This window comes from Streptomyces boluensis (assembly GCF_009908195.1).
In the GTDB taxonomy this organism is placed as follows: Bacteria; Actinomycetota; Actinomycetes; order Streptomycetales; family Streptomycetaceae; genus Streptomyces; species Streptomyces boluensis.
Window position 1 is genome coordinate 1 of sequence record NZ_JAAAHS010000193.1, and the last position, 14,116, is coordinate 14,116.

The 14,116-nt window shown below is 68.2% G+C and carries 11 protein-coding genes; 1 reads left to right on the forward strand and 10 read right to left on the reverse strand.

The window, feature by feature from the left end; genetic code table 11:
- Positions 1-93: 93 nt before the first annotated feature.
- The 6 genes from GUY60_RS22505 to rok7B7 form a co-directional block, all read right to left on the reverse strand.
- Positions 94-1,635: an amino acid permease gene (locus GUY60_RS22505; protein ID WP_161700661.1), complete on the reverse strand. Its 1,542-nt coding sequence runs from the start codon at positions 1,633-1,635 to the stop codon at positions 94-96.
- Between the two features lie 157 nt (positions 1,636-1,792).
- Positions 1,793-3,733: a 1-deoxy-D-xylulose-5-phosphate synthase gene (gene dxs, locus GUY60_RS22510; RefSeq protein ID WP_161700663.1), complete on the reverse strand. Its 1,941-nt coding sequence runs from the start codon at positions 3,731-3,733 to the stop codon at positions 1,793-1,795.
- Between the two features lie 213 nt (positions 3,734-3,946).
- A complete protein-coding gene (locus tag GUY60_RS22515) occupies positions 3,947-5,326 on the reverse strand; it encodes a sugar ABC transporter permease (RefSeq protein ID WP_161700665.1) in 1,380 nt (459 codons plus the stop codon).
- The gene (locus GUY60_RS22520) at positions 5,323-6,132 is read right to left on the reverse strand and encodes an ATP-binding cassette domain-containing protein (RefSeq protein WP_161700667.1); all 810 of its coding nucleotides are present in this window, start codon (positions 6,130-6,132) and stop codon (positions 5,323-5,325) included. The genes GUY60_RS22515 and GUY60_RS22520 overlap by 4 nt, the downstream gene beginning before the upstream one ends.
- A 281-nt stretch (positions 6,133-6,413) precedes the next feature.
- Positions 6,414-7,508, reverse strand: coding sequence for a substrate-binding domain-containing protein (locus tag GUY60_RS22525; RefSeq protein WP_376771301.1), 1,095 nt, complete (start codon positions 7,506-7,508; stop codon positions 6,414-6,416).
- A gap of 121 nt (positions 7,509-7,629) precedes the next feature.
- Positions 7,630-8,853, reverse strand: coding sequence for an ROK family transcriptional regulator (gene rok7B7 / locus GUY60_RS22530; RefSeq protein WP_161700669.1), 1,224 nt, complete (start codon positions 8,851-8,853; stop codon positions 7,630-7,632).
- Positions 8,854-9,418: 565 nt separating this feature from the next.
- On the opposite strand from rok7B7, the gene GUY60_RS22535 reads away from it, so the two are divergent.
- A complete protein-coding gene (locus GUY60_RS22535) occupies positions 9,419-9,712 on the forward strand; it encodes a DUF3303 family protein (RefSeq protein ID WP_187370100.1) in 294 nt (97 codons plus the stop codon).
- Between the two features lie 33 nt (positions 9,713-9,745).
- Here the strand turns inward: GUY60_RS22535 and GUY60_RS22540 are convergent, their stop codons facing one another.
- The 4 genes from GUY60_RS22540 to ngcE form a co-directional block, all read right to left on the reverse strand.
- Positions 9,746-10,540 (reverse strand): alpha/beta fold hydrolase, encoded by a 795-nt coding sequence (locus tag GUY60_RS22540; protein WP_161700680.1) that lies wholly within the window; start codon positions 10,538-10,540, stop codon positions 9,746-9,748.
- A gap of 17 nt (positions 10,541-10,557) precedes the next feature.
- Positions 10,558-11,478, reverse strand: a complete 921-nt coding sequence (locus tag GUY60_RS22545) for a carbohydrate ABC transporter permease (protein ID WP_161700671.1) — start codon at positions 11,476-11,478, stop codon at positions 10,558-10,560.
- Entirely contained in the window at positions 11,478-12,407 is a 930-nt protein-coding gene (locus GUY60_RS22550) for a carbohydrate ABC transporter permease (protein ID WP_161700673.1), read from the reverse strand. The genes GUY60_RS22545 and GUY60_RS22550 overlap by 1 nt, the downstream gene beginning before the upstream one ends.
- Before the next feature lie 101 nt (positions 12,408-12,508).
- Complete coding sequence (gene ngcE / locus GUY60_RS22555; RefSeq protein WP_161700675.1) at positions 12,509-13,957, reverse strand: N-acetylglucosamine/diacetylchitobiose ABC transporter substrate-binding protein; 1,449 nt, start codon at positions 13,955-13,957, stop codon at positions 12,509-12,511.
- Positions 13,958-14,116 lie beyond the last annotated feature (159 nt).

Genomic DNA, 14,116 nt, shown 5'->3' on the forward strand with positions numbered 1-14,116 from the left:
GCGCCAAGGTATCCGGCCCCGCAGCCCCTGACGGAGCAGGAACTGCGGGGCCGTGTCGCCGAGATGAGAGGCGACGGGCGGGTGCTCGCGCGGCTACTTCAGGTCGCTGTCCCCGGCGGTGGGACCAGCGGTGGGACCAGCGGTGGCCGCGCCGAGGCGGCTGTGGCCGCGTCCGTAGACCGCGTACATGACGATGCCGATGAGCATCCACACGCCGAACCGCAGCCAGGTCTCGCCCGGCAGGTTCAGCATCAGCCACAGCGAGGCGGCGATGGAGAGGATCGGCAGCACCGGCACCCAGGGCGTGCGGAACGCGCGGTGCAGGTCGGGGCGGGTGCGGCGGAGCACCATCACGCCGAAGGCGACCACCACGAAGGCGAACAGGGTGCCGATGTTCACCAGCGTCGCCAGCTCGTTGATGCTGGTGAAGCCGGCGACGACCGCGATGACCACGCCGAGCAGGATGGTCGGCCGGTACGGGGTGCGGAACTTCGGGTGGGTGACGGAGAAGAACCGCGGCAGCAGCCCGTCCCGGCTCATCGCGAAGAACACCCGGGTCTGGCCGAGGAGCAGGATCAGACAGACCGTCGTGAGGCCGACGGCGGCGCCGAAGCTGATCACGCCCGCGTAGAAGGGGTGCCCGACATCCTTGAAGGCGTCGGCGAGCGGGGCGCTGACGGAAAGTTTCGTGTAGTGCTGCATACCGGTGACGACAAGCGCCACCGCCACGTACAGCACGGTGCAGATGAGGAGCGAGCCGAGGATGCCGCGGGGCATGTCCTTCTGCGGCAGCTTGGTCTCCTCGGCGGCGGTGGCCACCACGTCGAAGCCGATGAAGGCGAAGAAGACGATGGACGCGGCGGTGAAGATGCCCATCACGCCGAAGTTGGTGGGCTCGTAGCCGAACATCAGCTGGATCATCGGGGCGGTCTCCCAGCCGCCGCCGGCCGCCGGGGTCACCGGGTCGGGGATGAACGGCTTGTAGTTGTCGCCGACGATGAAGAACAGGCCCGCCACGATGACGATCATGACCACGGTGACCTTGAGCGCGACGACCACGGCGGTGATCCGGGCGGACAGCTTCATGCCGAGGACCAGGATCACGGTCAGGACCAGGACCAGGATGAAGGCCAGGATGTCGAAGGTGCCGCCTGGCGCGTCCGGCCCTTCGAACGCCGCCGGTAGGTGCCAGCCGATGTTGTCCATCAGCGAGCGCACATAGCCGGACCAGCCGACCGCGACCACCGCCGTGCCGAGCGCGAACTCCAGGACGAGGTCCCAGCCGATGATCCAGGCCGGCAGCTCACCGATGGAGGCGTACGCGAAGGTGTACGCCGAACCGGCGACGGGCACGGTCGACGCGAACTCCGCGTAGCACAGGGCGGCAAGGGCGCAGACGATGCCCGCGGCGACGAAGGCCAGCGCGGTCGCCGGGCCCGCGTTCTCCTTCGCCACCTTGCCGGTGAGGACGAAGATGCCCGTACCGATGATGACGCCGACGCCGAAGACCGTCAGGTCCCACGCGGACAGCGACTTCTTGAGCGCGTGCTCCGGCTCCTCGGTGTCCCGGATCGACTGCTCGACGGTCTTGGTGCGGAAGAGTCCGCCGCGGGGCGGAGGTGGGCTGATGCTCACGGGCGTGCTCCCTTGCTGACGACGATGCTCGCCATGACCGAACGCTTCGCTGCGTGACTGTGCGCGTATGCCCGATAACCAGGAGTTTCACACGAAAGGCCCGGCCCGGCCACCCGTAGGGAGGCGCGGACCGGGCCTTTCGGGCACCGAGGGAGCGTCAGTCGCGGGCCGGCTCCACGGCCTTCGCGTTCGCCGTGCCGTTGCTCGCCGGGCTGTCGTACCGCCCGTCGAGCTTGGCGACCAGACCGGTGACCTGGCGGGCGATGTCCGGGGCGGTCAGACCGATCTCGGCCATGACCTCCTTGCGCGACGCGTGGTCGAGGAAGCGCGGCGGGATACCGAAGTCGCGCAGCGGTACGTCCACACCGGCGTCCCGCAGGGCCTGCGCGACGGCCGAACCGACGCCGCCCGCACGGCCGTTGTCCTCGACGGTGACGACGACGCGGTGCTGCTCGGCGAGCGGGGCCAGCGCCTCGTCCACCGGCTTGACCCAGCGCGGGTCGACGACGGTGGTGGAGATGCCCTGCTTGTCGAGGAGCGAGGCGATCTCCAGGCACATCGGGGCGAGCGCGCCGACCGAGACGAGGAGCACGTCCGGCCGGTCGGCGCCGGCCTTGCGCAGCACGTCCATGCCGCCGACGGTGCCGACGGCGGGCACGGCCGGGCCGACCACGCCCTTGGAGTACCGCACCACGGTCGGGGCGTCGTCGACCTCGACGGCCTCGCGCAGCTGCAGCCGCACCTGCTCGGCGTCGCGCGGCGCGGCAAGCCGCAGGCCCGGCACGCACTGCAGGATCGACATGTCCCACATGCCGTTGTGCGAGGCGCCGTCGTCGCCGGTGACCCCGGCCCGGTCCAGGACGAAGGTGACGCCGCACTTGTGCAGGGCCACGTCCATCAGGAGCTGGTCGAAGGCGCGGTTGAGGAACGTGGCGTACACCGCGAAGACCGGGTGCACTCCGCCGGTGGCGAGGCCGGCGGCGCTCACCGCGGCGTGCTGCTCGGCGATGCCCACGTCGTACACCCGGTCGGGGAACTGCTCGGCGAACTTCTTCAGGCCGACCGGCTGCAGCATGGCCGCGGTGATCGCGACGATGTCCTCGCGCTCCCGGCCGAGCTTGACCATCTCGTCGCCGAAGACCGAGGTCCAGGAGGCGGCGGCGGTCTTGACCGGCAGGCCGGTGTCCGGGTGGATCGGGCCGATGCCGTGGAAGCGGTCGGCCTCGTCCTGCTCGGCGGGCTGGTAGCCGCGGCCCTTCTCGGTGAGGCAGTGCACGATCACCGGGCCGCCGAAGCGCTTGGCGCGCTGCAGCGCCGACTCGAGGGCCTCGATGTCGTGGCCGTCGATCGGGCCGACGTACTTCAGGCCCAGGTCCTCGAACATTCCCTGCGGCGCGATGAAGTCCTTGAGGCCCTTCTTGGCGCCGTGCAGCGTCTCGTACAGCGGCTTGCCGACGACCGGGGTCCGCTCCAGGACCTCCTTCGTGCGGGTCAGGAAACGCTCGTAGCCGTCGGTGGTGCGCAGCGTCGCCAGGTGGTCGGCGAGGCCGCCGATGGTGGGCGCGTACGACCGCTCGTTGTCGTTGACGACGATGACGAGCGGGCGGTCCTTGGCGGCGGCGATGTTGTTCAGCGCCTCCCAGGCCATACCGCCGGTGAGCGCGCCGTCGCCGATCACGGCGACCACGTGGTCGTCCTTCTTGCGTACCTGGTTGGCCTTGGCGAGACCGTCGGCCCAGCCGAGCACCGTGGAGGCGTGGCTGTTCTCGATCACGTCGTGGTCGGACTCGGCACGCGAGGGGTAGCCGGACAGGCCGCCCCTGGCGCGCAGCTTCGCGAAGTCCTGGCGGCCGGTGAGCAGCTTGTGCACATAGGACTGGTGCCCGGTGTCGAGCAGCACCTTGTCCTTCGGGGAGTCGAACACGCGGTGCAGGGCGATGGTCAGCTCGACCACGCCCAGGTTCGGCCCCAGGTGGCCGCCGGTCTTGGAGACCGCGTCGACGAGGAAGCTCCGGATCTCGGCGGCGAGCTGGTCGAGCTGCTCGTGGCTGAGCCGGTCGAGATCACGCGGCCCCTTGATACGGGTCAGCAAGCCCACCCGTGCCTCCTAGTTTCTATGGTTCGGTCGAGCTGTTCGAGTCGAGCTGTTCGAGCTGTGCCGGGTCTGTCGAGTCTAATGTTCCGCTCGCGGCGACCGCCGTCGGGTGGGTCACCCATTGAGCCGTACGGGTTCGGCCCGGCGCGTAGCCTCCGGACAGCACTGTGCCCGGCACCGGGGTGTGAGTCCGGTGCCGGGCACTAAGGGACGTGCTTACGCGCGGCCCGCGGTCTTCTGCGTACGGCGGGAGACCGAGTCGATCACGACGGCGGCGAGCAGCACCGCGCCGGTGATCATGAACTGGATCTCGCTGGCCATGCCGAGCAGGTTCAGGCCCTGCTGGATGGACTGCAGGACCAGCATGCCGAGCAGCGCGGACCAGACCTTGCCGCGGCCGCCGAAGAGGCTGGTGCCGCCGATCACGGCGGCGGCGATGACCAGCATCAGGGTGTTGCCGGAGCCCAGGTTCTTCGTCGCGCCGCCGGACAGCGAGGCGATGAAGAGGCCACCGAACGCGGCGAGCATGCCGGAGATCGCGAAGACCGTGATGCGGATGCGGTCGACGCTGATACCGGCGCGGCGGGCCGCCTCCGCGTTGCCGCCGACCGCGAAGACCTGGCGGCCGAAGGTGGTGCGCCGGGCCACGAAGTCCGCGATCACCAGGACGGCCAGGAACAGCACCAGGGCGAGCGGCAGCCCGCGGGAGCCCTCCAGCTCGTTCAGTACGTACGCGGCGGCGAGCACCAGGACCGCGACGACGCCGGTGCGCAGCAGGATCTCGCTGAGCGGGCGGGCCGGGAGCGCGGCGGCCTTGCGGCGCTTGGTGTCCAGGAGCAGCGAACCGGCGTACGCGAGGATCGCCACCACGGCCAGGCCGTACGCGGCGGCCTTGTCCTCGAAGAAGTAGCCGGTGAGGTTCTCCACCACGCCGCCGGTGGGCGCGTTGATGCTGCCCTCGTTGCCCATCAGCCAGATCTGCAGACCGCTCCAGCCGAGGAACCCGGCGAGGGTCACCACGAACGCGGGGACGCCGATCTTGGCGAAGAAGAAGCCGTGCAGGGCGCCGATGACCAGGCCGCACAGGATCGCGACCAGGACCGAGGTCCAGTCGCCCCAGCCGTTGCTGACGTTCAGGACCGCCCACACCGCGGCGCCCATGCCCGCCACCGAGCCGACCGACAGGTCGATCTCGCCGAGCAGCAGGACGAAGACGATGCCGACGGCCATGATGCCGAGGCCGGAGGTGAAGACGGCGATGTTGGTGAGGCTGCTGGCGGAGAGGAACTTGTCGTTCTGCGCCTGGAAGACGACCGCGATGATGATGAGGCCGACGATCACGGGCAGGGAGCCGAGCTCACCGCCGCGTATCTTCCGCTTGAACTCCGTCCAGTAGCCCTTCAGGCCCTCCTGGCGGACCAGGAGGCGGGGGTCGACGGCGGGGACGGGGGCGGCTCCGGTGTCGACCGGGGCCTTGGTGGCGGCGACGGCCTCGGGGGCGTCGGTAGTGCCTGTGGTCGCGGCGGCGTCCGTGGTGCCTGTGGTCGCGGCGTCCTTCTTCAGGTCCGTGCCGCTGTTCTTCGCGAGGTCGCTCACTTCGCGTCCCCCTTCGTGACCGTGCTGTCCGTGGTGATGCGCGCCTTGCGGCGGGTCACGGCGTTGTCCGTGGCACCGGTGATGGCGGCGATGATCACTTCGTGGGAGGTGTCGGAGACGTTGAAGACACCGTTGTTGCGGCCCAGGCGCAGCACCGCGACGCGGTCCGCGACGGCCTGCACGTCGGCCATGTTGTGGCTGATGAGGATGACCGCGTGGCCGCGCTCGCGCAGCCGCTCCACCAGGTCGAGCACCTGCGCGGTCTGCTCGACGCCGAGCGCCGCGGTGGGCTCGTCGAGGATGACGACCTTGGGGTCGCCGACCAGGGCGCGGGCGATGGCGACGACCTGCCGCTGACCGCCGGAGAGCGCTGCCACCGGGATACGGACGCTGGGGATGCGGATGGAGAGCGTGTCCAGGAGCTCCTTGGCCCGCTTCTCCATGGCGATCTCGTCCAGGACCGAGCCGTGCCGCAGCTCGTTGCCGAGGAAGAGGTTGGCGACGACGTCGAGGTTGTCGCAGAGCGCCAGGTCCTGGTAGACGGTCGCGACGCCGAGGTCCTGGGCGTCGTGCGGCCGGTTGACGCGCACCGGCCTGCCCTCCCACTCGATGACGCCGTCATCGATCGGGTGGACCCCCGAGATGGTCTTGACGAGGGTCGACTTACCGGCACCGTTGTCGCCGACCAGGGCGACCACCTCACCGGCGTGGATCTCCAGGTGCACGTCGGTGAGCGCCTGCACAGCACCGAACCGCTTGGAGACTCCGCGCAACGCCAGCACGGGCGTAGCGGACACGTGAATCATCTCCTTCACCGCCTGATGGGCGGGGACTTACGAGATACGAGGGGGGTTCCGGCACCCGCCCGCCACTGGCGGGGTGGACGCGACGCGCGGGCGCCGGAGGTGTTTGGGAAATAAGCCCGTCTGGGGGCACCTCCCAGCGTTAGCTGGGGGAGATTGAGGACGAGCCCGGAGGGCGATCGACGGCACCCGAGCCGACGGCTACAGGCAACGGGTGCCGCGCAAAGCCAACTTGGGGACGGCACCCGAGCCGACAGCAACAAGCAACGGGTGCCGAACCACGACTACTTGATGCCCGCGGACGCGCACGCCTTCGCGAACTCCGCCGTGCAGAGCTCACTCACCTTGTAGACCTTGTCCTTGATGATCGTCCCGGCGATCTCGTCCTTGGTCACGATCTGCGCGTCGTACAGCTTCGCCGGGGTGCCCTTGAAGTCGCCGCTGATCGAGTCGACCTTGGTGGGCGTCAGGTCCTTGAAGTCCTTGCCCTGCAGCAGGCGGACGGCGATCTCGGCGGTGGTCTCGGCCTCCGGCTTGATCTGCTTGTAGATCGTGAACGACTGCTTGTCGCTCAACAGCCGCTGCAGACCGGCCAGTTCGGCGTCCTGACCGCCGACCGGGACGTCCACGTCACGCTTGTCGAGGGCGGTGATGATGCCGCCGGCCATGCCGTCGTTGGCGGAGTAGACGCCGTCGAAGCCGTCCTTGCCGAGGGAGTCGATCGCGGCGGCCATCTTCTTGTTGGCCTCGTCCGGCGACCAGTCCGGGATGTCCTGCTCGTAGACGATCTTGCCGACCTGCTTGTCCAGGACGGTGTGCGCGCCCTTCTTGAACAGCGGGGCGTTCGGGTCGGTCGGCGAGCCGTTGATCATGACGACGTTGGCGTCCTTGGCCTTGTCGCCGAGCGACTTGACCAGACCCTCGCCCTGCAGGCGGCCGATCTTCTCGTTGTCGTACGAGACATACGCGTCGAGCGGGCCCTCGGCGAGCCGGTCGTACGCGACGACCTTGACGCCCTGGTCCTTGGCCTTCTGCACCCAGGACTTGGTGGCCTTGAAGTCGACCGAGTCCAGGATGATCACCTTGACGCCCTCGGTGAGCAGCGCCTCGAACTGCTTCTTCTGGGTCTCGGTGTCCTGGGCCGCGTTGTTGTACTTGACCTCGCAGTCGGAGCACAGCTCCTTGATCTTGCCCTCGATGATCGGGCGGTCGAAGGTCTCGTAACGCGTGGTCTTGTTCTCCGGCAGCAGCAGACCGATGGTCTTGCTGTCGCCGCCGCTGCCCTCTTCGCCGTCTCCGGCCTTGCCGCACGCGGTCATCGCCAGCGCCATGGAAACGGTCGCGGTGCCTATGACGACGCGGCGCGTCATTGCGTTCATAAGGGGTGCCTCCCTGACGAGGCCGCGTCGTTGCGGCCGAGGTGGCTCGAAGTCAACTCGGCCGCCACAGCAGCGTCAAGGAGTAAATCCTTAACGAGATGACAACGGTGCCATCCGTTATCTAAGTGAAGGCGGGTGTAGCGGGTGTACTGGGCGCGGGGGTGGGCGCGGACAGGCTGCCGTCGAGAAGTGTCGAGTCGCCCATCTCGCTGAGCGCGAGCGCGAGGGCGCCAAGCACCTCGGCCCGCCCGCCGAGCGCCCCAGGCAGCACCGACAGCTTCCGTGCCGCGCTCGGGATCGCGTACCGCCCCACCGACTCGCGGATCGGCGCGAGCACCAGCTCTCCGGACTCGGCCAGATCACCGCCAAGCACCACCCGCGAGGGGTTGAGCAGGTTGCACAGGTTGGCGACACCGCTGCCGATGTGCCGCCCCACGTCGGCGATCACCCGGCGGCAGCCCGGGTCGCCGTCGCGCGCGAGGGCGACCACCTTCTCCATCGTCAGACCGGAACCGTGGCTGGACTCCAGGAGCGGCAGTACGTACCGGGCGGCGGTGAAGGTCTCCAGGCAGCCGCGGTTGCCGCAGCGGCAGACCGGGCCCGACTCGTCGAGCGTGATGTGCCCGATCTCGCCCGCGGTGCCGCCGGGGCCGCGGTAGATCTGCCCGTTGATCACGAGCCCGGCGCCGACGCCGCTGGCCACCTTGATGTACGCGAGGTCCTTCACGCCCCGGCCCGCGCCCCAGACCAGCTCGCCGAGCGCGCCGAGGTTGGCGTCGTTGTCGACGTACACCGGGACGCCGAGGCGGGCGGAGAGCTCGCGGCCCGGGTTGGTGCCCTGCCAGCCCGGCAGGATCGCGGTGGAGCCGAGCGTGCCGGTCTCCACGTCGATGGGTCCGGGCACGCCGAGGCCGACGCCCGCGACCTTGGAGCGATCCACTCCGGTCGCCTCGATCAGGCGGTTGACCAGCTCCTCGGCCCGGTCGAAGCCCTGCGCGGCGGAGGCGTCGACGTCCAGCGGCTCGGCCTCCTCGGCGAGCACCTGGTGCGCGAGGTTGCCGATGGCGACGCGCAGGTGGGTGTGGCCGAAGTCGACGCCCACGACCAGGCCCGCGTCCCCGCTGAGCGAGACGCTGCGGGCCCGGCGGCCGCCCGCCGAGGTCGGCGTGACCTCGACGGTCCCGCTGTCCTTGAGTTCCCGCACGATGTTGGAGACCGTGGCCGCGGAGAGGCCCGTCGTCCTGGCGATCTCCGCCTGGGTGAGTGATCCCGCCATCCGGACGGCCCGTACGACCCGTTCGAGATTGGCCCGGTGCAGCGATGACTGCGACCCCGGAGTCTCCACGACGACCTCCCTTGCCGGGGCCGCTTCTCTGAGGCTCCGGCTTAGTAAAACTTGTAAACCCTAAGCTCAGCCTCCAGGGACAATCCCCGTCAAGCCCTTGACGGAGTTACGTTCCCGGGCGAACCCGCGCGGGACGCCGTTTCGGCACCGTTCCCCACCTGCGCGGTGCGGAGTCGCAGCGCGTCCGTGGGGGCGGTGTCGTTGGTGAGCCGCAGGTGGGCGATGTGGATACGGGCGAGCTCGGATCGGGGAGGCGTCCCCTGGCGAGGTCAGGACGCGCTGGTGCGGCCGCTCGGGGCGCGGGCGTACAAGCCGTGAACTCCCGCCCTGTCCGGCGAGGTTGTGCAGGTGCGGCGCCCCGGTCGGGTCGACGTGCGGTGTGCGGAGCGCCATGCGGGAGCGGCCGGAATGGTGCCGAAATGGTAAGGAAAATTCCACAATTCACATATCTGTACTGACAAGTTGAGGCTTTGGCGGGTACGCGTAGAGTTTGAAGTGACGTCACCGGATTCCAGTGATCGCGGAGAGCGTCGCTCCGGTCCGTCGCACCCGAGGAGCGCACGCCATGAGGATGATGCTGAGAGCACGACTGGACACCCAGATCTCCAACGAGGCGATCAAGAACGGCAGTCTCCAGAAGCTCGTACAGGAGCTGACGGAGACCCTCAAGCCCGAGGCGGCCTATTTCGGGCCCTCGGACGGCGGCCGTTGTTGCACGTTCGTCTTCGACATGCAGGACAGCTCGCAGATGCCCAGCATCGCCGAGCCCTTCTTCTCGGAGCTCGGAGCGAAGATCGAGATACACCCGATCATGAACGCTGAGGACCTGCAGAAGGGTCTGGGGGCCATCCAGCGGTGATTCACCGGCCCAACGCCGGGTGAACGTGTGCGGTCAGGGCTGCCCGAGTCCCGCCATGAACTCCTCGATCAGCCCCCGCAGGACATCCGGCCGCTCCAGATGCAGGTCGTGGCCCGTGCCCGGCACGCTCGTCGCGCGGGTGGCGGGCCGTTGCCGGAGCATCGCGTCGACGGCCTCCTGAGGCAGAAAGCTCGTACGGGCGAGGACCAGGAGTACAGGGCAGGCGACCCGGCGCCAGGCGTACTCGAAGGATTGCTGGGCGTTCTCCGCGAGCGCTTCGACCAGGACGTCCCGGTCGAAGCGCGGGTGCCAGGCACCGTCGTGTTCCTCCAGGCCGGACGCCCAGCCCTCCCCCACCGGCCCGCCCCCGAAGAACGCGACGGCCGCCGCGCGCGAGGGGAACGGGGCCGGCCAGGAGTCGAGCCAGGCGCCCAACTCCTCGGCGGCGCGCGGGTTCTCGCCGCCGGGGCCGGACTCGACCAGAACGAGGCCACGGACGAGGTCCGGGTGCGCGGCGGCGGTCAGCATCGCGGTGTGGCCACCGAGGGACTGGCCGACCAGGACGGGGCGGTGCATTTCCAGTTGCCCGGCGACCGCCACCACGTCGGAGACGAACGCCGCGCGGGACATGTCGCCCGGCCGCCGGTCGGCGCGGCCGTGCCCCCGCTGATCGACCGCGACCACCCGGAACCGTGGCGTCAACTCCCGTGCCAGCACGCCCCATTCGCCCCCGTGCCCGGCAAGTCCATGAAGCAGCAGGAGGCTCGGTCCCGTACCGCCCCAGTCCCGGCACGGGAGCCGGATGCCGTCCCGTGCCGCGACGACCATGTCCACCGGGAGGCCGCCTACTTCAACGCCCCAGCCGTAAGCCCCGCGACCACTTGCCGCTGGAACACCACATACGCCCCGAGGACCGGCAGCATCGCCATCACCAGGCCCGCGAACAGGCCCGACCAGTCGCCCTTGTAGCCCTGGCTGACGGCGAGTTGGACGAGGCCCTGGGTGAGGACCTTGTTCTCCGGTTCGTTGTTGAGCACCGTCGGCAGCATGTACTGGTTCCACTGCCCCAGGAAGTTGAAGATCGTGATGCTGATCAGGCCCGGCTTGGCCATCGGCAGCATGATCTGGAAGAACGTCCGGGTGTGCGACGCCCCGTCCACGAACGCCGCTTCCGCCACCGACGAAGGGAGCGTACGGAAGAACGACGTCATGAAGAACACGGTGAACGGCAGCGAGTACGCGATGTAGACGAGGATCAGGCCGGGCAGCGTGTTCAGGAGCGCCATGTTCTGCATGACGTAGAACAGCGGCACGAGCGCCAGAATGATCGGGAAGCTCATTCCTCCGATGAAGAGGAAGTAGATGAAACGGTTCCCGACGAATTCGAAGCGGGCCAGGACGTACGCCGCCATCGAGCCGAGCAACATCGTGCCGATGAGCGAACACCCCACCACGATCAGGGTGTTGAGGAAATAGTCGCTCATGTGCGCCTCGGTCCAGGCGCGTGACCAGTTCTCGAAATGCAGGGTGTCCGGCAGGGCCCAGGGCGAGGAGAAGATGGACTTGTCGTCCTTGAAGGACGTCATGACCGCCCAGAGCAGTGGCAGCACCACCATGAACGCCCAGAGGATCAGCATTCCGTGCGAGAAGACGTTGAGCGTCCTGCCCTCGGACGACTTCGCGGGCGGCACAGGACCGGAATTCGTCTTCGTGACGGCGGGGCGCTGCTCGGCGGCGTCGGCGGGCGGTATGTCGGTCGTCTTCATCAGTACTCCAGCCGCTCGCGCCGGCCCATCCGCATCACGACCGCCACGAAAAGCAGCGTCACGATGAGCAGGGCGACACCGATCGTCGTCGCATAGGCAGCCTGACCGTCGCGGAACGCCTTCTGGTAGACGTACAGCGGAAGGACGGTCGTCGAATAGTCGGGGCCACCGCCGTTGGGGCCGACGGTCATGATCTGCACCACCGCGAACGACTCCGCGCCGAGCGCCAGGATGCCCATGTAGGCCCAGCCGGACTGCACGGTGTCCCAGAGCAGCGGCAGAGTGATCTTGAAGAATGTAGTGATGCGGTTGGCGCCGTCCAGGAGCGCGGCCTCGTAATAGTCCTTCGGAATGGACGCCATGCCCGCGGAGAACAGCACGACGAAGAATCCGACCGTGCACCAGACGAGCACCGCGAAAACACACCACAGAGCGAGGTCGGGGTCACCGAGCCAGTCCGGCTGGACACTGCCCAACCCCACTGCCTGCAGCCCGGAGTTGATCGCGCCGCTGTTCGGGTTGTACGCGAACTGAAAGAGCAGCGCGACGATGGCGATGGAGAGCACCTGCGGGAAGAAGTACACGACCTTGTAGAAGGCCGAGCCCCGTACGCCCGAGATGGCCGCGTTCTTACGGTGCCGCCCGCCGACGTTGAGCATGAACGCGAAGAAAAGCGCCAGCGAGAGGGTGCCGAGCGGCAGCAGAACGACGAACATCAGGCTGTGCTGGAGGGACTTCCAGAAGACATCGTCCTGGAACATCTTCGTGAAGTTGTCGAAGCCCACCATCTTGAACTCGGGGCTCAGTCCGCTCCAGTCCGTGAACGAATAGAAGATGGACTGGATGAACGGCCAGATGACGAAAAGCACGTAGAGCGCGAGCGGGGCCGCCAAGAACCCCGTGATGAAACGGTACTTACCGTGTTGCATTTCCTACCGACCCCGATCTTCCCCGCGGGTGCCGCCACCGCTGGTGCAGTGCGTCCCGAGCCGGGGACCGTGGACGTCCGCCCACGATCCCCGGCGTCGCCTCACTGGTGCTTGTAGTGCTTGATCGAGTCGTCCTTGGCCGCCTCGTCGGCGTAGCCCTGGATCTTCTTGATGGCCTCGGCCGGGGTAAGGCGGCCCGCCATCATCTCGCCGAGACCGCCGACGCCGATCTTCTCCTTCTGGAGGGCGACGTACCAGTCCTGGATGCGGGGGTTGACGACGTTCTCACCGGCCGTTTCGAGCGCGGCCACACCGGACTTGAGGCCGGGGGTGAGCTCGATGCCGTCGGTGCCGCCGTCGAACGCGGTCAGCGACTTCACGGACTTGGTGAAGTTCTTCGACGACTCCTCGCTGAGCATGAGGCGCAGCTGCTCCATCGCACCGTCGGGGTTCTTCGCCTTCGACGGGACGATGAACGGCTCACCGCCGGAGGCCCACATGGTGCCGAACGGCAGCTTGTCCGAGGAGTCGAGGCCGGACGGCGCGGAGACCTTCAGGTCGAAGTCGCCCGGCATGGTCTTGGCCGCCTCGTTCTCCACCCAGGAGCCGTTCGGCAGGAAGAGTGCCTTGCCCTCGGTCCAGGCGGTCTGCGACTGGATGTGGTCGAGGCCCGGGGTGCCCTTGAGGATGTAGCCCTTCTTGTACAGCTCGTAGTACGCCTCGAAGCACGCCTTGACGGCCGGGTGCTTCCACGCGTTGGGCTCCAGGTTGTCGATCGCGTCGAGCACCTCGCGGCCGCCGACCTTGGCGATCATCGGGTACAGCGCGAAGGGGATGTAGTACGGGTGCTTGCCCGCGTACGTCCAGGGCGCGATGCCCTTCTTCTTGGCCTTCGCGCAGACCTTGAGCATGTCGTCCCAGGTCTCCGGGTACTCGGCGTCGAGCGAGTCGAGCGCCTTCCCCGAGTACCAGACGCCGTAGACCGTGTACGCGTAGTACATGATCCAGACCTTGTCGCCGTCGAACTGGCCCATCTCCAGGACGCCGGGCCGCAGCGTGTCGCGGACCTTCTTGGCCGGGTCGTCGACGGAGGGGGCGTCCATCAGCGCGGTGAGGTCGGCGATCTGCTTCTTGCCGACGAGGACGCCCATGTCCATCTGTTCGGCACCGGAGTTGTCGATCAGGTCCGGCGGGTTGCCCCCGTTGAACCGCGGCTGCAGCGTCGACTGGATCTTCTGCGTGGGCGTGAACTTGACCTTGGCCTTGGGGAACTTCTTCTCGTAGACCTTGATCGCGTCCTTGGCGTACTGGGTGCCGAAGCCGCCGTCGAAGAGCACGAAGTCGAGGGGCGCGCTCTCGTTGACCGCGAGCGGGTTCTCCTTGGACTTGGTCCCCTTGTCGACCTTCTCGTCGGTGCCGCCGTCGCCGCTCGCACACGCCGAGAGGAAACTCATCGCGGGCACGGATATCAGACCGAGCGCCGCCGACCGCTTGATCAGATCACGGCGTCCGAGGCCCTCATGACCGTTACTTGCTGAAGTGGATCCCATGCTCAAGTCCTCGCCTTCTCCAGGACTCAGGCGGTGAACCGGACCCTCCCCGGCACCGCGGTGTGGTGAAGCTGGGGTCGTGCGATCTGTCTCCGGGATCGGCTTGACATGGTCGGCGGTTGAAGCCTCCTCGCCACTCCCCACCTCCCCCGCCCCCGG

Bases quoted from the DNA above. Each gene is read 5' to 3' on its own strand.
- GUY60_RS22520 (WP_161700667.1), bottom strand. From the start codon at position 6,132: ATGATTCACGTGTCCGCTACGCCCGTGCTGGCGTTGCGCGGAGTCTCC.
- GUY60_RS22525 (WP_376771301.1), bottom strand. From the start codon at position 7,508: ATGAACGCAATGACGCGCCGCGTCGTCATAGGCACCGCGACCGTTTCC.
- GUY60_RS22535 (WP_187370100.1), top strand. From the start codon at position 9,419: ATGAGGATGATGCTGAGAGCACGACTGGACACCCAGATCTCCAACGAG.
- GUY60_RS22540 (WP_161700680.1), bottom strand. From the start codon at position 10,540: ATGGTCGTCGCGGCACGGGACGGCATCCGGCTCCCGTGCCGGGACTGG.
- GUY60_RS22545 (WP_161700671.1), bottom strand. From the start codon at position 11,478: ATGAAGACGACCGACATACCGCCCGCCGACGCCGCCGAGCAGCGCCCC.
- GUY60_RS22550 (WP_161700673.1), bottom strand. From the start codon at position 12,407: ATGCAACACGGTAAGTACCGTTTCATCACGGGGTTCTTGGCGGCCCCG.
- ngcE (WP_161700675.1), bottom strand. From the start codon at position 13,957: ATGGGATCCACTTCAGCAAGTAACGGTCATGAGGGCCTCGGACGCCGT.